Below are 21663 nucleotides of genomic sequence, written 5' to 3' on the forward strand. Positions count from 1 at the left end.
ATAAATTTAAGATAAAATTGAAAGCAAATTTGCGCTAAATTTCAAATTTTAAGTTAAATAGCTAAAATTTAAATCAAATTTTGAAAATTGGCGCGAAAATGAACAGCCCGCCAAGACAGCGTGTGAAAACAGCGTGTGAAAACAGCGAAAATTTCTCTCAAATCAACCTAAATTTGCGCACAAATTCAAATTCAATGAGCAAATTTTAAATGCAAATTCTGCGGACAAATTTAGCACAATTTCAAATTCACAATTTCAAATTCACAATTTCAAATTCACAATTTCAAATTCACAATTTCAAATTCACAATTTCAAATTCACAATTTCAAATTCACTCAAATTCTACAAGCAAACTTAACGCAATTTCCCTATTTTTTCGTGATTTTATATAGCAGATTTCCCACGCTTTGGATAATCTGCACGACTACTATCAAAATCACGACCGTATAAGCCATAATGTCTGGGCGGAAACGCTGAAATCCATACCTAATCGCCACATCGCCCAGTCCGCCGCCGCCGACCGTGCCAGCCATAGCCGTAAATCCGATAATCACAATCAAAGTAAGCGTAATAGCGTTTATTATCGCGGGCAACGCCTCGACGAACATCACGCGGAAGATTATCTGCGACTTACTCGCCCCGAAGCTCTTCGCAGCCTCGATTACACCGGGATCGACCTCGACTAGCGCATTTTCGATTAGACGCGCGATAAATGGCGCAGAGCCGATTGTTAGAGGCACAATCGCCGCCGTGGTGCCGATACTCGTGCCTACGAGCATTTTCGTAAATGGAAACAGCACGATTAGCAGGATAATAAACGGAAAACTTCGCAAGATATTCACCACGATATCAAGCACCGCGTATAGCGAGCGGTTTTCGTATAGCCCGCCAGCGCGCGTGAGCACTAGCACGATAGCTAGCACGCTACCTAGCAAAAACGCCAAAAATGTCGATACGAAGGTCATATACAGCGTATCTCGCGTCGCTTCTAACAAAAGCGAAGTAATCTGTGAATTAAAAAATCCCTGTATGCTCTCAAACATTTCCAATCTCCAAATTTAAACTATTTCAAATTTATGCCAAAACTCTTCGTCGCGCTCGATAAGCCCCCTAGCTACCAGAGTTTCTAGCACTTCGCGCGAACACAGCGTCTCGCCCGGCCACTGCCTATCATACCCGTCCTGTGCGCCCTTGCTAGTAGCGTCGATTCCGATATGCTCGCCATTTATAAAAACATCGCGCAGAGCGTCGATATTATTCACCACGCGCCAAAGGCTCATATACAGGTTGTTTGGGTCATTTTTCTCATCTGTGAAAATCAAAATTTTAAAATTCGCCCCAGCTTCCTTGCAAAGCAGTTCAAAGGTCTCCCTCACACTCGAAGATTTTTTCAAATTCACAAGCACAAAGGGATTTTTGCACTCGGTAAAGTGCTGCGCTAGGGAGACTACATCTTTTTTGACACTATGAAAGCTCTCCAACAAATCCTCATCGCTAAGCACCTGTGGCGCAGGACTCGCGCTAGGCTGCGAAACATCAATACCAAGCTTCCCACCAAAGCACGCATTTGGGCTAGCGTGATCTAGCTGGTCACACACACCCTCGCTAAATGTGAGCGATCTAGGCGAAATCCTATCAAGGATAAATTTTGCTAGCGCCCTGTAATCGCCCAAATTTGGCGCATCTTCACCCACAAAAATCGCGTGTTTTACGAAGCTCATCTGCCCCACACCCCAAAATGCGTGCATTAACTGCTGTGCGTGCGCTGGGTAGCGAGAGTGAAATTTAGCCAAAATCAGGTTATGGAAAACCCCATTTTCAGGCATACGATAATCAATCAAATCAGGCGCGCTCGTGCGAAAAAGTGGCAAGAAAATGCGCTCCGTGGCGTATCCCATAAATTTATCTTCTAGTGGCGGTTTGCCCACGACCGTGGCGGCAAAAATCGGATTTTGGCGGTGCGTGATAGCCTCCACTCTCATCACCGGAAACGGCAAAATCGGCGTATAAAAGCCCGTATGATCGCCAAATGGCCCCTCATCGCACATCTCGCCAGGCTCGACGAAGCCCTCTATCACGAAATCCGCGTCATGCGGGACATAAATATCGTTTGTAATAGATTTGACTAGGCAGGCTGGCTCTTTGCGGATAAAACCATAGAGTAAAAGCTCGAAAACGCCCTTTGGCAGGGGCGCTTGACCGCACCAGATATACAGCGGATCGCCACCGATCGCCACCGATACTGGCATTTTGCGCCCAGCGCGCGCGTATTCGTGATATAAATGCGCGCCGTCTTTGTGGATTTGCCAGTGCATGCCAAGGCGGTTTTTATCATAGACTTGCAAGCGATACATGCCCAAATTTTGGGTATCGCCGTTTAAATCTTTCGTATAAACCTGCCCCATAGTGATAAACGCTCCACCGTCGTTTTTCCAAGTTTTTAAGATAGGAAGAGAGCCCAAATCGACATCCGCGCCAGTATGCACGACCTGCTGACACTCGCCCTGCACTTTTTTTCTTTTTGTAAAAACCTTGCGAAGCGATACTAAATACGAGAGAAAATCGATTTTTTCTTTAAAATTCTTTGGTTTTTTTGGCTTCAAAAGCGCTTCGATTTCGCCTGCGATCTCCTCACATTCACGGCCTAAAATCAAATTTAGCGCCTCGAAACTCCCAAAAACATTTGTCAGCACCGGCGCGAATTTCGCCCCAGCTGAATTTGTCGGGTTTAAAAAAAGCAGAGCTTGCGAATTTGGCTTTTTCACCTCGATATAGCTGATATGAGCGATTTCTAAATCTATATCGCAAGGCTCAGCGATAATGCGCAAAAGCCCAGCCTTGTGGAGTTTGTGAATCCAAGGATTGCTTGTAATGAGATTTTCTATATTTTCTACACTTTTCATTCACGCCTCCTAAATTTAAAAAAACAGATTTTTCTCGCGCGGTTTTTGGCTCAAAAAACTCACTATATCGGCGCGGTTGCCGTAAATCAGGGCATAGTGAAACTCTGGGATTGTTTTTAGCATTTCGAGCTTTGAAAATCTAAAATCGATTGCGGTTTCGCCAAACTCATCGTCCCAGCTCGCGCAAATTAAAATTTTATCCCTAAATTTAGCCCGCAAATACTGCGCCGCGCGCACAAAAAGCTCTTTATCGCTTTCGATGATAAAGGCGCGGTAACTCTCGCCAAAAGGGGTGATATTTAAAAATTTATCCACGAAAATCGGCTCAAAATGGCTTAGAGCGCTGAAATTTTGAAGTCTAAATTCGATATTTTTGCGCCCCAAAAATTTCAAAATTCCACACAAATCTGGCAGGAAAATTTGCGGAAAAACTAAATTTGAATAATAAATTTCATCATAAATAAAACTCGAATAAAATATCGACCCGCTGTAAGTTTCGCTTAAATTTTCATCTTTTTCGATTTTTTGATAGCTAATCTCCAAAAGCTGCAAAAATTCCCTATTTTTGGTGAAATAAATGTGCTTTTGCTCGTGGCTGATTAGATGAATAAAAAGCTCGTGAAACGTGTTTGGAGCAAAAATCAGGTTTTTTGGCACGCTGATGAAGCGCAAAATCGAGGCTTGGATTTCATCAATTAGCACGAATTGATGACGCCAAATATCGCCTAAAAATTTAATCATTCTAAGCAAGGCGACATTTAAATTTTCGACCTTGATAAAGGCGACCTCGTCGTTGCTAACCTTAAAATCACTATCAAAAATCACGGCATAAGCGCCGTTTGCAATAGCCGTCTCGACATCTTTTGCGCTCGCATTTACCGCTATGAAGGCTGCTTTTTTGTGAATTTTATGCGCACAAATAGAAAAACTCTCCACCGCCGAAACACTCGGGCGGTTTAGCATTTTTCCATTTACAATGCGGACTAGATTGGCTAAATTTGTCATTGTTTAATCGCCAAAATGCGTAAATTCGCACTAAATTTTAGCAAAATTTGTGCCGAAATTTGGGAGATAAACAGCACAAACCTACCCTACTCGCGCGCCGTTTTTTACTTCGCCATGTGTGCCAAGAAGCGTAAGTTTGCCGTCTTCCGCGCTTAAAATCATACCTTGGCTAATGTGTCCGAAAATTTTGGCTGGTTTTAGGTTTGCTAAGACGCAGACTTGTTTGCCAATTAGTTCTTTTGGACTATAAAATTTAGCGATACCGCTGATGATTTGGCGTGGAGCTTCCTCGCCTAAATCAATCATAAATCTTAGCAATTTATCGCTGCCCTCGATATTTTCGCACTCCAAGACCTTGCCTACTTTAATCACGCATTTTGCAAAATCATCGATTTTAATCTGCGCCTCAGCATTTTCTTCTTTTTTAGGCTCAGCGCTTGCCTCTGGTCTGCTCATAAGCTCGCTTTCTACCTTCGCAAACAGCGGCTCGCACGCACTCGCGCTATAATCCAATAACTCGCCACGAAGACAGAGTTTTTCGTAAATTTCAGTTGAAATTTTAAATCCCAGCGCAGAGGCGATTTTATCCGCAGTTTTTGGCATTGCAGGGCTTAAAAGCACAGCAACTTTGGCCAAAATATTGGCTACAAGCGCCACAAGCGCATTTGCCTTTTCGCTCTCGCCATTTTTTATCAAATTCCACGGCTCGTATTTTGCAATCGCGCCATTTGCCAGCGCAAGAGCCTTCCAAAGCTCCTCTAAATAGCGATTTGTCGCGACTTCTTCAAGTTGAGCGATTGCCGAGCTTATCAAAGCATTTGCCTCGTTTATCTCATCTGTGTAGTATTTTAAGACATCTTTGGAGTTTATGATATTTGCCGAATACTTCGCGCTCATACCGATAATGCGGTTTAATAAATTTCCAAGTTCGTTTGCAAGTTCTGAATTTATGCGACTAATGATAGCTTTTTGCGAAAAATCGCCGTCTTGACCAAACGGCACCTCACGGAGCAAAAAGTATCTAAACTGCTCCAAACCATAAGCCTCAGCCACTTCGGCAGGATTTACGACATTGCCTAAGCTTTTGCTCATTTTGCGTCCGTCCCTAGTCCACCAGCCGTGCGCTGCGATAGTGCGTGGCATAGGCAAATTTAGGCTCATCAAAAACGCCGGCCAATACACAGCGTGAAATCTCAAAATATCCTTGCCGACTATATGAAGCGTGTCGCCCCAAAAGTCCATTTTAGCGTCATCTACACCATAACCTATGGAAGTGAGATAATCCATCAACGCGTCTAACCAGACATAAATCACATGTTTATCATCTTTTAGTTCGCTTGGAATTTTAATCCCCCAATCAAAGCCTGTGCGTGTGATAGAAAGGTCTTTTAAGCCACTTTTTACAAAGCTTATAACCTCATTTTTCTTACCCAAAGGCAAAATGCACTTATCGCTCTCATACCATTTTAAGAGCCTATCGCCATAAGCACTGAGTTTGAAAAAATAGCTTTCTTCTTTTAAAATTCTAGTTTTTTTGCCACAATCAGGGCAGTATTCGCCGTCTATTAGCTGATTTGACGGGAAAAAACTCTCGCAACTAACGCAGTAATTCCCCTCGTATTCACCCTTATAAATATCGCCGTTTTCATACATTTTGCGAAATACATTTTGCACGCCTATTTCGTGGTTTTTATCTGTCGTCCTTGAATACATATCGTAAGAAATTTCAAATTTATCCCATAATTCTCTGAATTTCGCACTGATTTCATCTGCGTATTGTTGCGGTGTTTTGCCCCGTTTAGCAGCGGCTTCTTCGATTTTTTGACCATGTTCGTCCGTGCCAGTTTTAAAGATAACCTCATGCCCTTGCAAACGATAAAATCTAGCCATAGTATCGCAGATAATCGTAGTATAAGCATGCCCGATATGCGGGACATCATTGACATAATAAATAGGCGTTAGTATGTATTTTTTCATTTTTTTCCTTGGGTTGAGTTTATATTATTGGCTGATATCTGCGCCACTTAGCTGATATGAAACATAGCCAGTTTCTGGGCGTATAGTTATAACAGAGCTATCGCCAGCGTCATTTGTAAGTGTTACATTACAATCCTCGACAAACACCCTATCATACGGCGTAGCAGAAGCTTGTAATGCACCCATTGGGCGTCCGATATGATCAAACGAGATTGTTTGCACATTAGCGCAACCAGCCGTAAATCGAATATTTACAATGCCATACTTGCCTTGTAAAAACATTTTGTTATTTATCAAATCGCCTCTATTATTAAAGGTTTGACCAGCGAAACCAGCAGTTAAAAGTCTAGCTGGATTTTGCGGATCTCTGGCAACACAGTCATAAGGCTCTCCGCAATTTGGCTGATTGGTAAGCGCATTAGAAGTATCTTGGAAAACAGTATATTTCCAACCGTCGTTTTTACCGGAATTGTCATTATGGAATTGTATTCTCCAAACTCTTCTAAACCAATTAGGATCATTTGCGTCAAATTTATTATCATACATCGCTAATTGTTGCGTATAGCGTATGTGTGATACGAGCTGATCGCTCGCTTCGACTAGGGCATTTCGCTCTGTTTGGGGAACTGCAACCGCTGCAAGTATCCCAACTATAACCACAATAAAAACAAGTTCAATTAATGTAAAACCTTTTCTCATAATTTTTACCTTTCATAAAAATTCGCTATATTTTAACATAAAATTTCGCAATTTGAACGCCTAGTTTATAAATATCAATACTTTGATCGAAATTTCTTTCATTTTTTTCCTCTATTATGGCGTCAAAACCTTTGTTTATACCATAAAATTTAAGCCGTAGCTGCATTTGCTCATCATCGCAAAGCGCGCTTGCAACCCCGCGCTTTTTTAACTCATTAGCTAAATTTTTTGCCACATCAAATTTATAAATGAAATGTTTGCTAGGGCGATTTTGAAAAAACGCCACATACATCGCGTCGCTAAAAATCACAGAAAAATAGCTAAAAACCAAGCTAAACAAACTCACGCCAAGCGCAAATTTGTGAAAAGAGCGAAATCGAGGGAGCCTTACTCTGTATGAATTAAACACGACCCGCACGATTAGTGGCGTCGCAATCACGCAGTATGGAAGCATCATCTCCATAGCCACACGCTGTCTAAGCGAAAAAATCAGTGCCAAACAAAACGCGCTAGTAGCGATATACCAAAGCAAATCTTTGTTTTCTTTAATCCAAATTCGATAAATCGCATAGACAAAAAACAAAAAAACAAAAGGCGAAAATGCCCCTGCAAATACGCCAAGAGCGTCTAGGAAATACCCGCGCGGTTTGCCCTGCGTGCCGATATCGTAAAAGACTATGCTAAATACAAAAAGCGCCAAATTTAGCACGAAAATTTCTCGCTTCCCAGATCTCAAAGCCCAAATTCCAAAACCGATATAAAGCATAAAAAACGCCCTATCAATAAAGGCACTAAGCACCAAAACAGCGATAAGTGCGCCCCAGTTTTTGGTTTTGGCAAAATAGTATGCCAAAAGCGTAGCAAAGATAATAATGCCTGCTGGATTTAGCAAAATCGCGCTACTCATCGAAGCAGGAAGCCCCATAAATAGCGCAGTTGCGACAAGTCTATCAAATCTGCGTTTTAGAGTAAATTTTGAAATTTTATAAATCAAGGCGCAGTTTATGAAATGCAAAATCAAAAAAGGTGCCCTTAGCGCATAATCATTTTGAGAGAAAATTTTGCACGAAACATTTGCTATGAGCGAAGTTAGGCTGTTTTGGTTATAAAAAATTTCAGCCTCGTAGTAGCTTATGCTTAAATTTGATATGGCGTAAATCAAAAAAAGCGCGTCAGCACAAAACAAAATCGCTAGGATTAAAATTTCGTTTTTAATGAATTTTTCTAAGCTCATATCGTTTTAGTTTCCATATAAAAAATATCGACGCCATAACCACCACGCAAAGCGCGCTTAAAAAGGCTCCCCAGCCAAAGCTATCATACAAAAATCCAGGCACAAAACTCCCCAAAGCCCCGCCACAATAATAAAAACTAATATAAAGGCCGTTTGTAATGCCCTTGTGAGCGGTGGCCTTTTTATTGACATGCGCAGTGGCGACCGAGTGCGCCATAAACGAGCCGAAATAAAACACTATCATAGAGCCAAAAATCACGCCGAAACTCTCCACATGCAAAAGCAAAAGCGCGATGAAATATATCAAAAACCCTATCATAATCGCATTTGTCGGACCCTTGCAAAAATTTGCAATTCGCGCGACATTAAAGGAAATAAAAACTCCCACAATATAGCCAAAATACATAAAGCCGATTTTCGAGCCGTTAAATTCGCCAAGAAGCCTTTTTAACTCAAATGGCAAAACATTTAGCGTAGCTTGAAAGACAAAGCACATACCAAAAATCGCGCAAAAAATATAGATATTTCGCGGAATTGATAAAATTTGGGCTATGTTGCGAATTTTAGGCTTTACAAGGCTGATTTTAATCACAGGCAAAATTTTATAAAGTAGCGCGCTCACGCCAAATGCAAGCGCTCCAAGCACAAAAAAGAAAAATCTCCACCCAAACAAATCGGTAAAAAATCCGCTCAAAAATCGCCCGATAAATCCCCCAGCTATCGTCATACCCACATACGCACCGATTGCGCTGGCTAGGTTTTGTTTGTTTGCGCTTTGGGAGATATAGCTCATTATCCCAGTCAGGGCCGCTGGGACGATGAAGCCTTGGATTATGCGAATAGTAAGCAAAATTTCATAACTATCCGCCAAAGCAAAGCAAATTTCGCTCGCGCCAAATATAAAAAACACCCCCACTAGGACATTTTTAATCGAAACTTTTTCTAAAATATAGCCATAAATTATCGAAGCAAATGCAAGCGGGGCTAAAATCGCAGTGGTAAAAAGCGAGGCTTTAAATTTTGAAATTTCTAAAATTTGCTCGAAATGCGGTTGCAGGGGCTGTGGCGCATACATAATGCACATTGCTAAAACCGCACAAAAATATAAAATCAAAAAATTAAAATTTTTCACAGCCCACTTCTAAATTTTAAAATTTACTCTTCTATTTTGTAATTTTCCCAGAAAAAGTTAATCCACTCATCGGTCTCTTTGATTTTAAAATCAGGCTGGATTAGTGCCTTGCTTTTGTAAAAAATCACCGCTGTTTTAATCTCGGCATTTGGGTATTTTTCCTCCAAAACACGCTTGATTTCGACCATACTATCGCCACTATCGATGATATCATCGACTAGCAAAATTCTTTTATAAAGTTCCAAATCAGGGATATTGAAAACATCGATTGTATCGAGCTTTTGTGTATCTGCATAATGGATAGAGTTAATCGAAAAAATCGTCCTCATATCAAGGGCGTTTGCTAGCGCATGACCAAATGTCAGCCCGCCACGCGCAATCGCTACAATCGCGTCAGGCGCGAAGCTATCACGCACTTGTTTGGCAATGATTCTACTATCTTTATCAAGTTCTTCGAAGCTGTAAAATTTCATATTTTCTCCTTATTAATGCAAAATAAATACCAGCGCGCTAATTCCTGCTAGCACCAAAACGCCCAAATTTATATCGCTAAACCTTCTTTGCACCAAGCGCACAAGCAAATAGCTAATAAATCCGAAGCTTAGACCATTTGTAATCGAATATGTAAAAGGCATAAGCATAACGATAAAAAACGCCGGAATTAAAATTCCAATATCGCTGTAATCAAGCTTGCCAAGCTCGCTAAACATCAAAATTCCAACCATTACCAAAACTGGATAAATCGCGTTGCTTGGAATCGCTTTAAAAAGCGGAAGCATAAATAGCGTCAAAATAAAGCAAACCGCCGCAAACACAGCAGTTAGACCAGTGCGACCACCAGCCTCGACACCACTTGCGCTTTCTGCAAAGGCTGTAACCGTGCTAGTGCCCACTATCGCGCCACCTACTGAGCCAACAGCGTCGGCAGTTAAATTTCGCGCTAGTTTTTTCATACCCTCAGGATCTTCATCGCTAAAAATTTTCGCCCTATTTCCGACACCAGTTAGCGTGCCGATACTATCGAAAAGGTGAGTTACAAAAAATGTGATGATAAATGGCAAAAACGCGAGTTTTAGCGCGCCCATGATATCAAGCTGTCCAAAAATCGGCGAAATTGAAGCAGGAAGCGAGATGATACCCTCTGGTTTAGGCGAGATCCCAAAAACCCATGCAATCACAGAGGTAATCAAAATCGCCAAAATAAACGAAGCTTTTACCTGCAAAACAAAAAGCAAAATCATGATAGTAAGTCCGCCAAGACCAAGCAAAACAAGCGGATCACGCAAATTGCCAAGAGCGACAAGGGTAGCTTGATCGGCTACGATAATGCCCATTTGTTTAAGCCCGATAAAGCAGATAAATGCGCCGATACCAGCACTTATGGCGCGACGCAAATCAAGCGGAATTGATTTGATAACCCAAATTCGGAAATTTGTAAATGAAAGAACAGTAAATAAAAATCCACTCAAAAACACGATTCCAAGGGCTGTTTGCCATGGAATTTGTGCCCCCATACAAAGCCCAAATGTAAAATACGCATTTAAGCCCATACCCACACTAAGTGCGACAGGCGTATTTGCAAAAAAGCCATTAAAAAGCGTCGCTAATATCGTAATTAGCGCAGTTGCAGTAACTAACGCCTCGTATGGCATGCCTGTTTGGCTCATAATGATAGCATTTACAGGCACTATGTAAATCATAGCCAAAAATGTGGTAATTCCCGCATTCAACTCTTGCTTGATAGAAGTTTTGTTCTCTTCTAACTTAAATAACGAAGTCATCGCCGTCCTTTTCAGTGATATTTAGTTTGTTTGCTGCAAAATTTATAGTCGTTCCTTGGATTAAAACCGAGATTAAAACCATAAAGAAAACGATATTAAAAATAATATGAGATTCCTCTAAATGATAGACATAAGGATATGTCGCAAGTATGATAGGAACTGCGCCCCTTAGCCCTACCCACGAAATATAAAATTTTTCAAATTTGGAATATTTGCTTTTGATAAGTGAGATAAAAACGCTAGCTGGCCTAGCTATAAAAATCAAAACCAGCGACAAAATAATCGCATTGTGCGCGATTTGAGGCAGGTCTGATGGAAAAACCAAAAGCCCAAGGGTCAAAAATACGACGATTTGCATCATCCACGCAATCACTTCGTGAAATGCTATGATATTTTCTTTGTTTGGAAATGCGTATTTGTTCGCCAAAACCCCAGCCATATAGACGCTTAAATATCCATTACCGCCCAAATGCGAGCTTAGCCCAAACATTATAAGTAGCCACGCAATGCTAATTAGCGGGTAAAGTCCTGTTTGCATAAGGCGTAAATTTATGCAAATTCTAGGGAACAAATACCCAAACGCAATGCCCAAAACTCCGCCCACTGCAAACTGCAAGAAAAAGTGCATTAGCATTTTTTCTATCGTTGTATCTTGGGCTAAAACTATCAAATTTAAAATAGCAATTGTCAAAAAAATCGCCATAGGGTCGTTGCTGCCGCTTTCTAGCTCCAAAAGTTCATTTAAGCCATTTTTGAGCTTGATTTTTTGACTTCGCAAAATCATAAACACAGCCGCTGCGTCCGTCGAAGATATAATCGAGCCAAGTAAAAGTGCGTGAAGTGGCGCGAAACCCAAAACCAAATGTATAAAAACCGCCATTATCAAAGCAGTTAATAAAACACCGATAGTAGCAAGCAAAACCCCGCTTACCATAACGCTTTTAATGTGTTCAAATTTGGTATTTAATCCGCCACTATAAAGTATGAAAACAAGGGCGATTGTCCCCACAGCTTGTGCCAAATGCGGATTGTCAAATTCGATGCCCACAATGCCCTCACTACCAAGTAGCATACCAAAACCCAAAAACACAAGCAGAAGCGGAAGCCCGATTTTTTCTGAAATTTTACTAGCATAAACACTGATAAAAAGTATAACACCGATACCGATGATATATAAATTCAGACTGCTTAGTAAAATTTCCATTTTTTAACTCGCATAAATTTGAAGTTCGTTATACAAACTATCGCGCTCGACGGGGATTAATCCGGCAGTTTGAATTAAATCGATAAAATCTTTTTTATTCACACCCTTTTTGCTCTGCGCGCCTGCGCTGCTTTGGATACTTTCGTTCTCTATCGTGCCGTCGATATCATCTGCGCCAAATTCTTGCGCCACTAAGGCTAAATTTAGCGTCGAAGTCGCCCAATACGCCTTGATATGCGCGACATTATCTAGCAAAATTCGAGCGATTGCGATTGTTTTTAAAACCTCAGCCGAACCCATAGCCTTAGGCGTCTGCAAATAGTTATTTTCTCTTTGATACACAAGCGGGATAAATGCGTTAAATCCGCCGCCATTTTCGTTTGCAATAGTTTCATCTTGAAGATCGCGAATTCGCAAAATGTGATCTGTGCGGTGAGCGAAATTTTCAATATGGCCAAAAAGCATAGTTGCGTTGCTTTGGCGGCCCATTTTATGCCAAATTTTATGGATTTCTAGCCAGTTTGCCGAGCTTACCTTTCCTTTGCAAATTTGCTCCCTCACGCCCTCATCAAATATCTCAGCACCGCCACCAGGCATGCTATCTACGCCACTAGCAATCATATTTTTTAGCGTTTCTTCGTAAGGCATTTTCCATTTTCGTTTGAAAAAATCCACCTCGGCTGCGGTCATTGCTTTGATATGCAAATTTGGAAATTTGGCTTTTATCGAGCTAAATAAATCAAAAAACCACTCGGGCTTTAAATTTGGATTATGCGAGCTTACGATATGCACCTCTTTGGTGCCTCTCTCCACAGTATCAGCCACTATGCCCAAAATTTCATCTTTGCTCATTGTGTAAGATTGCTTCTCGTTTTTGCGATGAGCCGAAAAAGCGCAAAATTTACAGGTATCAGCGCACAAATTTGAAGGATTTATATGACGATTTGAGTTGAAAAACACCTTTTTGCCGTTTTTTTGCTCGCGGATTGCGTTTGCAAATTTAGCTAGGTCGAAAAGGTCTAAGTCCCACAATTTGGTCGCTTCATCGAAATTTAATCTTTCATTATTTTCTAATTTTTTTAATATTTCCATAAAACTTCCTAAAATTTAAACGCTGATTATATAACTTTTAAAATTTAAATTAGCTAATTTTTGATAATTTTCTAACGATTTACGAAAAATTACTATAATTTTGCGAATTTCAACTGGAAGGAATAAAATTTAAAAATGTGCGGAATCGTAGGATATATCGGAAATAAAGAGAAAAAAAATATCGTCCTAAATGGTCTAAGAGAGCTTGAATACAGAGGCTATGATAGCGCTGGAATCGCTATTATGGAGGGCATGGAAAATGCGAATATTACATATTTTAAGGCTGTTGGAAAACTAAAAAATTTAGATGAAAAAATGGCTGATTTTAGCAGCGAGTGTTTTGGCGTGTCGATCGGGCATACTAGGTGGGCGACGCACGGCAAACCGACCGAGCTAAACGCTCACCCGCATTTTGGCGAATTTAGCTTTGTGGTGCATAATGGAATTATCGAGAATTACCAAGAGCTAAAAGATGAGCTTAGCAGCGAGGGCGTGGTGTTTTTGAGCCAAACAGACACTGAGGTCATCGTGCATTTGTTTGAAAAATACTATAAAATTCACGCCGACGCATTTAAGGCTTACGAGGCTACGATTGCGCGTTTGCACGGGGCTTATGCGACACTTTTGATCACAAAAGCAGCGCCTGGGAAGGTATTTTTCGCCAAAAACGCAGCCCCACTAATCGTGGGATTTGGCGAGAGCGGTGAAGTTTTGTTTAGCTCATCAGACGCGCCATTAATCGGACTAGCTAGCAAGGTTACCTACCTAGATGACGGTGTGTATGGCGTGGCTAATAGCGATGAAATCAGCGTATATCAAAACGGCAAAAAAATCTCTCCAAACTACGGCGAACTTCCGAAAGACAAGGGCTACGCGCAAAAAGAGGGTTATAGATTTTTCATGGAAAAAGAGATTTACGAACAATCCCAAGTCATCACAGAGACCATGATGGGGCGCGTGATAAAGGCTGGGGATATTAAATTTGATGAAATTTCGCCTGATTTGTTTAAGGGTGTAGATGAGATTATGATTTGTGCGTGTGGCACGAGCTACCATGCTGCGCTAGTTAGCGCGTATCTTTTCGAAAGACTAGCCAAAATTCGCACCAAAATCGAAATCGCTAGCGAATTTCGCTACAAAGAGCCGTTTTTAAACCCAAACGCGCTTTTTATCGTAATTAGCCAAAGTGGCGAGACAGCCGACACCCTAGAAGCCCTAAAAATCGCCAAAGAAGCAGGATTAAAAACCCTAGCAATCTGCAATGTCGATAACAGCTCAATCGTGCGCTTAGCAGGCAGTGTAATCCTAACTCGCGCTGGTATCGAAAAGGGTGTGGCAAGCACAAAGGCCTTTGCTACGCAGGTCATGGTGCTATGGATGCTAAGCGTCTATGCTGCAAGACTGCGTAAAACTATCAGCGAAAATGAGCAAAACGAGCAAATTTCAACAATGCTTAAAATTCCGCAAATTTTAAAAATAAATCCGCGCCTGCAAGAGCGAATTTACCGCCTTAGCAAGCATTATTTGCACGGACATGGATTTTTCTTTATCGGGCGGGATATTTTCTATCCGCTAGCATTAGAGGGCGCGCTCAAACTAAAAGAAATTTCGTATCTCCACGCTGAGGGATATCCAAGTGGCGAGATGAAACACGGCCCAATCGCGCTGGCTGACGAACACCTTTTCACAATCGCGCTAATGCCACAATCCCTGCTGTATGAAAAAACCAAAAGCAATGTCGAAGAACTTGCCGCTAGGGATTCGTATATTTTAGCCATTAGTCCAAAGGAATTTGACCTAGCAGATGATTTTATCAAAACCAGCGACCAAACCAGCCCGATGGCTGAATTTTTCGAAATGATGATAATTTTACAGCTTTTGGCGCTTGAAATTTCAGTCCGCCTTGGCAACGATGTGGATATGCCACGAAATTTGGCAAAAAGTGTAACCGTAGAATAAATTTTAAATATTTATTTACTTTAAATTTATAAAATTCCGTGAAATTTCACTTTCACGGGGTTTTTATGAAACTTGCAGGACAAATTCTAAACAAATCTGTAATCTTAGGCGATGATGGCAAAAGATACACCTACTCTACCTTTGATTTCCACGACGAAAATTTAAAAATCGGCGATTTTGTAAGCTTCATCGCCGAAAAAGACAAAGCAGTTTTTATCAAATACATAAAAGACGGCGTAAGCCCAGAGCCACAGGACGAGACTTCGTTTCTCAAAAAAGAGGTAAATTTCGAATTCGTCGAAATCGAGCCTAAACAAAACGAAAATTTAGAGAGCAAAATTTATTCAAATTTCATACGCAAACACGGAATTCTCTCGTGCATTTTGCCACTGATTTTCGCTGGGGGATTAATGTTTTTCAAAGGCGAAATAATCTCATTTTTGCTCGCTAATAGCGCAAATTTGGGATTTATAAACCATGCGTCGATTGGAATTTGCGTAGATTTAACCATAGTTTTTATCTGGCTACTTGCCTATTTAATACCGCTAAATTTGGCTTTCAACGGCCTTGCAGTCGCCACACACGATCTATACGCCAAACGCCAAATCAACTCATTTAATCTATTTTTTATCCTAGCTTTGATTGTCGCACTAGCAGAAATGAATAATTTCTTTGGGCTGCAAAAATACGGCCTTGGCGTGCTGTGCGCGCTAGGCGTGCTGGGGTTTTGCGCGTATTTTTACAAAGCCAAGGCATTTTTTTATCTCAGCAAAAAAACAGGGGTCAAACTCTTCATTTTAGCCCTGATTGTGGATTTCGTGGCTGTATTTAGCGCAAATGTGCTAAACAGATTTTTTGGCTTTATTAACCCTGATTTGATTTGGTGGCAGCATGTCGCAATCTGTGCTGTTATCGCGCCACTTTATATACTTTCGTTTTTGCTGATAAAACGCCTTGTTTAGGCGTTTTATTTGGCTCTTTTGGCGTAAAAATTTAGCCTAAATTTAGCAAATTCGCCCCGCATTATCGCTTCACGCATTTGTTTTACTAAATTTAGATAATAATGCAGATTATGAATACTTGCTAATCGGTAAAATGTCAGCTCGTGCGCGCGAAATAGGTGGTTTAAATACCCGCGCGAAAAGTTTTTGCAAGTGTAGCAATCGCACTCCTCATCAAGCGGTCCATGGTCATGGACAAAACAGGCGTTTTTAATGCTAAATTTGCCCCTGCTTGTAAATATCGTGCCATTACGCGCATTTCGTGTAGGCATTACGCAATCAAACATATCCACGCCCCGCGCGACATTTTCGACCAAATCCTCTGGTGTGCCCACGCCCATTAAATAGCGCGGTCTGTTTTCATCAATAAAAGGCATGACCCCCTCGACCGTATCATACATTAGCTCGTTTGTCTCGCCTACGCTCAATCCGCCGATTGCAAGCCCGTCAAAGCTCATTTCACAAAGTGCGAGCGCGCACTCTTTTCGCGCCTCATAATCCGTGCCACCTTGAATAATGCCAAAGATATTTTGGTGAGTGTGAGATCCGCGCGCCTTATTTTCGCTGTGAAATTCCACCGCTTCCTTTGCCCATTTTATGGTGCGTTTCACGCTCAAATCAATGCGCTTTTTTAGCCTAATTTTAGCCTCGCTTTCAAGCTCGTTTGGATTGCGTGGCAAATCGACCAAATCATCTAAAATCATCATAATGTCCGAATTTAGCGCGTATTGCGTCTGTATCACAGAGCGAGGCGTGAAATAATGCGTGCTTCCGTCAATATGGCTTTTAAATTTTATGCCGTTTTCGTCGTTTTTGGTGTTTGCCCGCAGTGAAAATGCCTGAAAACCGCCACTATCTGTTAGAAAATTTCCGCCAAATTTGCTAAATCCATGCAACCCACCAAACTCTTCTACCACGCCAGCTCCTGGGCGCAGATACATGTGATATGTGTTTGCTAGGATTATCTTTGCGCCTAGTATCTCGCTCACATCGTGCGCGTCTAGGCCTTTGATAGCACCCACTGTGCCAACAGGCATAAAAATCGGCGTTTGCACCACGCCGTGCGCCATTTCTAGGGTGCAGGCGCGCGCTGCGCCGTCTTTTGCGTCTATTTTAAATTTCATTATTTTCCTTTGGTAAATTTTGCGCTATTTTACCAAAGTTTTTGCCTTTTTTAGAGTTTTTGAAATTTTTGCGTCCGCTTAAATACTCGCTGTATCTCGTGCCATACAGACTTGCGTGCCAAATCGCAAATCCAAGCATGCTAATTCCGCTTATTTTGTGGATTTTGCGCCATGCCTTGCCCTTTTTAAACCCGCTAAACGCGCAGATTCCCATACTCACTGCAAGGCTGTTTTTGGCTAGTTTTCGCTGAAATTGCAAATCCAAAATTTTATCCTTACTTTTCAAATTTAGCCCCTTTTATCGAATTTAAAAGCAGAGCAATCGTCGTGCCATTATGCAAAATCGCCGTGGATATCGGGCTTAAAATCCCAAGCGTAGCCAAAAGCAAAATCGCCGAATTTACCCCAACGGTAGCGTTAAAATTCCGCCTAATCAGCCTTAGCGTATCATCTGCTGCGGCTTTGATTTTCGCCACGCCCTCGATATCGTTTTTCAAAAGCAAAATTTGCGCGCTCGCCTTTGCAATATGCGCAGAGCTAGGCATACCTATCCCCACATCTGCCGCCATTAGGCTAGGAGCATCGTTTATGCCGTCGCCTATAAATGTAACCTTATGCCCGCGCGATTGCAAATCTTTGATAATCTCGGTTTTTTGCGTCGGCAAAAGCTCCCCATACGCCGCGTCAAGCCCCAACTCGCGCGCCACTTCATCGGCTTTTTGCTTCACATCGCCACTTAGCATTATGATTTGTTTGACCCCTATTTTGCGAAGCTGGGAAATCACAAATTTAGCATTATCACGAAGTCTATCGCGCAGTCCAATCACGCCCAAAAGTTTGCCGTCAAATGCGATGAAAAGTAGCGAAAGACCGCGATTTTCTAAATTTTCAATCCGTTTTTTAAACGGCGAAAAATCTATCATCTCATCATCTTGTAAAAAATGCTTCGAGCCAATGATTAAAATTTTGCCCTCTATGTTTGTCTTCACCCCGTGCGCTACGACAAATTCGACCTCATCGTGGCTGACATGGATAAATCCGCGCTTTTTGGCTGCTTCAACGATAGCCTGGGCGACTGGGTGGAAATAGTGCTCCTCGGCGCTCGCCGTCAAATTTAAAATGTCTTTATCGCTGAAATTTTTATCAAAGGATATGATTTTTACGACCTCTAAATTCCCGTGTGTGAGCGTGCCTGTTTTATCGAAGACAAAAGTATCGCTAGCTCCAAGGCTTTCTAAGGCTTTCGCCCCTTTTATGAGAATTCCAGCCTTGCCAGCCTTTGAAATGCTCGATTTAAAGGCAACTGGCGTTGGGAGTTTGAGCGCACAGGAATAATCAGCCTGCAAAACAGAGGCAACGCTAGTGAAATTTCGATTTATCAGATACGAAACCCCAGCTAGCCCAAAGGTAATAGGCACCAGCTTATCGCCCAGCCTCATCGCACGCGCGCCGATTTGCGAACGCTCTTTGAGTGCGTTTGCGATGTATTTTTTGATACTGTGCGCAGATGTTTCATCGCCCACACTTTGGGCATAAATCCTAATCGCCCCCTCAGCGACTATCGTCCCACTAAGCACCATATCTCCCCTACTTTTGCGCGCTGGCAAGGCTTCGCCTGTCATGGAGGATTGATTAATCAGCGCCTCTCCGCTTAAAATATGGCCATCTACACCGATAATATCGCCAGATCTTACCACGACGATATCGCCTGTTTTAAGCTCTTTGGCTGGGATTTTCATCTCGATTTTTTCGCCGTTTTGCTCTACCTCAACCCACGCCTCGCTAATATCAGGTTTGGCTAGCTCTTTTATCAAATCATCGCTTTTATAAACGGTGCTTTCTTCCATATACTCGCCAAGGGCTAGCATTGTATTTGTGCTATTTGCCGCGAAAGTATCGGCCCTGCCAAAGGAGATCCCCACAGCCAAAGCTTCAAGCGTTTTAGAAGTTAGTCCATGCGCTAGGCTCTCTTTTGCCCCCTCTTTAAGTAGCGGCAAACAAGCAATCAAGCTAAAAAGTCGCACAAATGCTGAATTTCGAAAGAAAAAATTCGCCCCAAGCGCAGCGGCTGAGACAATCAAAGCGTTTTTGCTAGGGGCATGTGAGCGTTCGCGCTTTTTGGCGCGCTTAAATTTGGCTAAGTCTAAATTCGCTAGGTGCTTTATCAACTCGTCGCGAGTGCTAGTATTTGTGCTCTTGCGGGAATTTGCGCTATTGCGGGAGCCCTCACTCTCGCCCTTGCCTTTGCGGGCAGTATTTTTGAAAGCTAACCTAGCAAAATTTTTGTCATAATTTATAATCAAAGCGCCGATTTTAGCGTTAAATCTACACTCTTTAACACCGCCAAATTTTGAAATTTCTTTTAAAAATTCGCCCTCATTTAAATTTTTAAAAGCGCAAATTTTAAGCCTGATTCGCCCCGCACACTCGTGTTTTATCTCAAATTTCATTTTCGCTCATTTGCGCTTTTGCGTCCAAAAAACGCTCCTTCATCTCCTCAATCCCCATTTCAAAGAGCTCTGAGCCCTTTGCGATAAATTTAAAAAGGTTTGTTTGCGCATTTTCGTTAGTGAAAAAATACACAACCGCAGCGCCCAAAATTGCGCCATTTAGAAATGAATTTTTCTTAAAAAATTTGCTTTTGCCTAATTGATTTAGCCTAGCAAAATTTGAAAGGTTTTTGGATTTTTTGCCACCAAGTGCGCTATTTATCCATTTTGATAGCTCGCCAAGCTCGCCATTTGCGCTGTTTTCGCAATATTTTAAAATTTGTTTTAACTCTTTTTTAGAAATCTTTTTTTTGCTCATTTTTCTTCCTTTGTGATTAAATTTTCGCTCATTTCTAGCGCGCATGTCGCCAAAACTGCGCCCACAAGCGCCCCCAAATACTCGCCCTGGACTAGTTTGTTTGCGCTATAAATCGCCCCACCTGCGATGATGCCTCCACGAAGCGCCGAATTTAGCCCGTCGCGCATGGCCTGCTTTTTGTTTTTGCCTTTTTTGACATTTGCAATCTCACTCGCAGCCCCAGCGATCGCCCCAGCTAGCGCACCACTTAGGGCATTATCGATTGGCGAGCGCGACAAAGTTAGTTTTGTATTCATACCCTAACCTTAAATTTGCGTCTCAGTCGCAGTGTCTGCGCGTTTGGCGCGTGGTTTAGGGGTGGTTGATTTTTTCGCGCGCGGTTTTTTCGCTGGTTTTTCGGTGCTTTTTTTACTCGCGGATTTTTTCGGCTCATTAGCAGTTTTTTCTGGCTCGCCTTTTGCGTTTTTAAATTTCTCGCTAATCTCATCTCCTGCCTTATTTAGCGTGGTTTTGACGCCATCGCTCGCACTTTTTACCTTATCTTTTAGCTTTTTTGCGCCCTCGCTTTTGGCAAGCTCGCTAAGACCTTGTGCGATTTTTTTGCGATTTGTGAGCGCATAGACACTAGCCCCGCCAAAAACTAAACCTAAAAAAAATCTAATCGGCATAATTTCTCCTTTTAAAATTTTGAAATTTACATACTTATGATTTTTGCTATCATAATTATAAAAAATAAAAATTTGATTTTACGAAAAAATGCCTTAAAATCAAAATTTTAAGGCGTTTTAAACGATAAATTTATCAAATTTTTAGTGTGAAATAATAGAATATTTTTGTATAAAATTAGCTGAATTTATAAAAACGATTTTCATTTAATTATGGAAATTTTAAGAGCAAATATCATTAGCCGTAGAATTTACAAGCGAAATTAGCTCAGGCGAAACCCGCCCAGATAAAAACTCCTCCCACAGCTGGGGCTTAAAAATTTCGCTGTCATAAAAGATCGTCAAAGAGCCAATTAGCGGGTTAAATTTATACTCTTTTATCCCGCTAATACTAGCGATTTTTGCCTTCAATTCCGCCTCGCTAACCCCGCTAATCTCCCTAATCTTGGGGCTTACGCGAATTCGCAAACGCCCCCTTGTGTGGGCGATTTTGGTAAAATATTTGGCGAAATTTAAAATATCGTTTTTCTCAATTTGCATTTTTATTTCTTTTTTGGGCGAAAGGCCGTGATTTTATCGCTTACCTCGATATAAGCGCCACCGATTAAATCTATGCAGTATGGAATCGCCGGGAAAATCGGCTCTAAACACTGCAAAATCGCCTTTGGATTGCCCGGCAAATTTACGATAAGAGAGTTTTTGTAAATACCGGCCGTTTGCCTCGATAAAATGGCGGTTGGGACATATTTTAGGCTCACAGCGCGCATTAACTCGCCAAAACCAGGTAGCATTTTTTCGCACACTGCCTCGGTAGCTTCTGGCGTGACATCGCGCGGGGCTGGACCTGTGCCGCCTGTGGTAAATACAGCGTCGCACCCATTACCACACATTTCGCGCAAACTTTTCTCGATTAGCGCACGCTCATCGGCGATTATGCGGTAGTCAAATTCCACCTCGCCCTCTATCCACTCGCTCATTATGCGCTTTATCTCTGGGCCGCCAAGATCTTCATAAACCCCGCTTGAAGCGCGGTCGCTAATGGTTAAAATTCCTATTTTTACCTTTTTTTGCATATTTTT

Annotated in this window: 21 protein-coding genes; 2 read left to right on the forward strand and 19 right to left on the reverse strand. The window is 41.7% G+C overall.

Annotated elements, in window-relative coordinates:
* Positions 1-368: 368 nt before the first annotated feature.
* From OFN98_RS03440 to mqnE, 11 genes are all read right to left on the reverse strand, one after another.
* A complete protein-coding gene (locus OFN98_RS03440) occupies positions 369-1043 on the reverse strand; it encodes a methionine ABC transporter permease (RefSeq protein ID WP_270868368.1) in 675 nt (224 codons plus the stop codon).
* Positions 1044-1058: 15 nt separating this feature from the next.
* Entirely contained in the window at positions 1059-2903 is a 1845-nt protein-coding gene (locus tag OFN98_RS03445; protein WP_270874572.1) for a menaquinone biosynthesis decarboxylase, read from the reverse strand.
* Between the two features lie 15 nt (positions 2904-2918).
* The gene (locus tag OFN98_RS03450; RefSeq protein WP_270874571.1) at positions 2919-3908 is read right to left on the reverse strand and encodes a hypothetical protein; all 990 of its coding nucleotides are present in this window, start codon (positions 3906-3908) and stop codon (positions 2919-2921) included.
* Between the two features lie 81 nt (positions 3909-3989).
* A complete protein-coding gene (metG, locus tag OFN98_RS03455; RefSeq protein ID WP_270874570.1) occupies positions 3990-5885 on the reverse strand; it encodes a methionine--tRNA ligase in 1896 nt (631 codons plus the stop codon).
* Positions 5886-5909: 24 nt separating this feature from the next.
* Positions 5910-6584, reverse strand: a complete 675-nt coding sequence (locus OFN98_RS03460) for a pilus assembly FimT family protein (protein WP_270874569.1) — start codon at positions 6582-6584, stop codon at positions 5910-5912.
* 25 nt (positions 6585-6609) lie between these two features.
* On the reverse strand, positions 6610-7818 hold the full coding sequence (locus OFN98_RS03465; protein WP_270874568.1) for a hypothetical protein: 1209 nt from the start codon (positions 7816-7818) through the stop codon (positions 6610-6612).
* Positions 7796-8950, reverse strand: coding sequence for an MFS transporter (locus tag OFN98_RS03470; RefSeq protein ID WP_270874567.1), 1155 nt, complete (start codon positions 8948-8950; stop codon positions 7796-7798). The genes OFN98_RS03465 and OFN98_RS03470 overlap by 23 nt, the downstream gene beginning before the upstream one ends.
* Before the next feature lie 23 nt (positions 8951-8973).
* Positions 8974-9423 carry a phosphoribosyltransferase gene (locus tag OFN98_RS03475; protein WP_270859160.1) on the reverse strand — a complete coding sequence of 150 codons (450 nt, stop codon included), beginning with the start codon at positions 9421-9423 and terminating at the stop codon, positions 8974-8976.
* A gap of 12 nt (positions 9424-9435) precedes the next feature.
* Positions 9436-10731, reverse strand: coding sequence for an NCS2 family permease (locus OFN98_RS03480; protein ID WP_270859161.1), 1296 nt, complete (start codon positions 10729-10731; stop codon positions 9436-9438).
* Positions 10715-11935: a potassium/proton antiporter gene (locus OFN98_RS03485; RefSeq protein WP_270874566.1), complete on the reverse strand. Its 1221-nt coding sequence runs from the start codon at positions 11933-11935 to the stop codon at positions 10715-10717. The genes OFN98_RS03480 and OFN98_RS03485 overlap by 17 nt, the downstream gene beginning before the upstream one ends.
* Before the next feature lie 3 nt (positions 11936-11938).
* Positions 11939-13027: an aminofutalosine synthase MqnE gene (gene mqnE / locus OFN98_RS03490; protein ID WP_270874565.1), complete on the reverse strand. Its 1089-nt coding sequence runs from the start codon at positions 13025-13027 to the stop codon at positions 11939-11941.
* A 135-nt stretch (positions 13028-13162) separates the two neighbouring features.
* Here mqnE and glmS point away from each other — a divergent pair, with 135 nt between their 5' ends.
* The gene (gene glmS, locus OFN98_RS03495; protein ID WP_270874564.1) at positions 13163-14986 is read left to right on the forward strand and encodes a glutamine--fructose-6-phosphate transaminase (isomerizing); all 1824 of its coding nucleotides are present in this window, start codon (positions 13163-13165) and stop codon (positions 14984-14986) included.
* 65 nt (positions 14987-15051) lie between these two features.
* A complete protein-coding gene (locus tag OFN98_RS03500; protein WP_270874563.1) occupies positions 15052-15948 on the forward strand; it encodes a hypothetical protein in 897 nt (298 codons plus the stop codon).
* A 5-nt stretch (positions 15949-15953) separates the two neighbouring features.
* On the opposite strand, the gene tgt is transcribed toward OFN98_RS03500, so the two are convergent.
* The 8 genes from tgt to mog all read right to left on the reverse strand — a co-directional run bounded on the left by tgt (position 15954) and on the right by mog (position 21657).
* A complete protein-coding gene (tgt, locus tag OFN98_RS03505; RefSeq protein WP_270874562.1) occupies positions 15954-17111 on the reverse strand; it encodes a tRNA guanosine(34) transglycosylase Tgt in 1158 nt (385 codons plus the stop codon).
* Complete coding sequence (locus OFN98_RS03510; protein ID WP_270862364.1) at positions 17101-17397, reverse strand: hypothetical protein; 297 nt, start codon at positions 17395-17397, stop codon at positions 17101-17103. The genes tgt and OFN98_RS03510 overlap by 11 nt, the downstream gene beginning before the upstream one ends.
* Positions 17387-19561 carry a heavy metal translocating P-type ATPase gene (locus tag OFN98_RS03515; RefSeq protein WP_270874561.1) on the reverse strand — a complete coding sequence of 725 codons (2175 nt, stop codon included), beginning with the start codon at positions 19559-19561 and terminating at the stop codon, positions 17387-17389. Before OFN98_RS03515 ends, OFN98_RS03510 begins: the two co-directional genes overlap by 11 nt.
* Positions 19551-19919 (reverse strand): YtxH domain-containing protein, encoded by a 369-nt coding sequence (locus OFN98_RS03520; RefSeq protein WP_270874560.1) that lies wholly within the window; start codon positions 19917-19919, stop codon positions 19551-19553. Before OFN98_RS03520 ends, OFN98_RS03515 begins: the two co-directional genes overlap by 11 nt.
* Positions 19916-20215 carry a Cys/Met metabolism pyridoxal-phosphate-dependent enzyme gene (locus tag OFN98_RS03525; RefSeq protein WP_270872019.1) on the reverse strand — a complete coding sequence of 100 codons (300 nt, stop codon included), beginning with the start codon at positions 20213-20215 and terminating at the stop codon, positions 19916-19918. Before OFN98_RS03525 ends, OFN98_RS03520 begins: the two co-directional genes overlap by 4 nt.
* 9 nt (positions 20216-20224) lie before the next feature.
* Positions 20225-20587 (reverse strand): hypothetical protein, encoded by a 363-nt coding sequence (locus tag OFN98_RS03530; protein ID WP_270874559.1) that lies wholly within the window; start codon positions 20585-20587, stop codon positions 20225-20227.
* Positions 20588-20806: 219 nt separating this feature from the next.
* The gene (locus OFN98_RS03535) at positions 20807-21124 is read right to left on the reverse strand and encodes an HMA2 domain-containing protein (RefSeq protein WP_270874558.1); all 318 of its coding nucleotides are present in this window, start codon (positions 21122-21124) and stop codon (positions 20807-20809) included.
* A gap of 2 nt (positions 21125-21126) precedes the next feature.
* The gene (gene mog / locus OFN98_RS03540) at positions 21127-21657 is read right to left on the reverse strand and encodes a molybdopterin adenylyltransferase (RefSeq protein ID WP_270874557.1); all 531 of its coding nucleotides are present in this window, start codon (positions 21655-21657) and stop codon (positions 21127-21129) included.
* Positions 21658-21663 lie beyond the last annotated feature (6 nt).

It is taken from the genome of Campylobacter sp. JMF_15 NE4 (assembly GCF_027737645.1).
Taxonomy (GTDB): domain Bacteria; phylum Campylobacterota; class Campylobacteria; order Campylobacterales; family Campylobacteraceae; genus Campylobacter_B.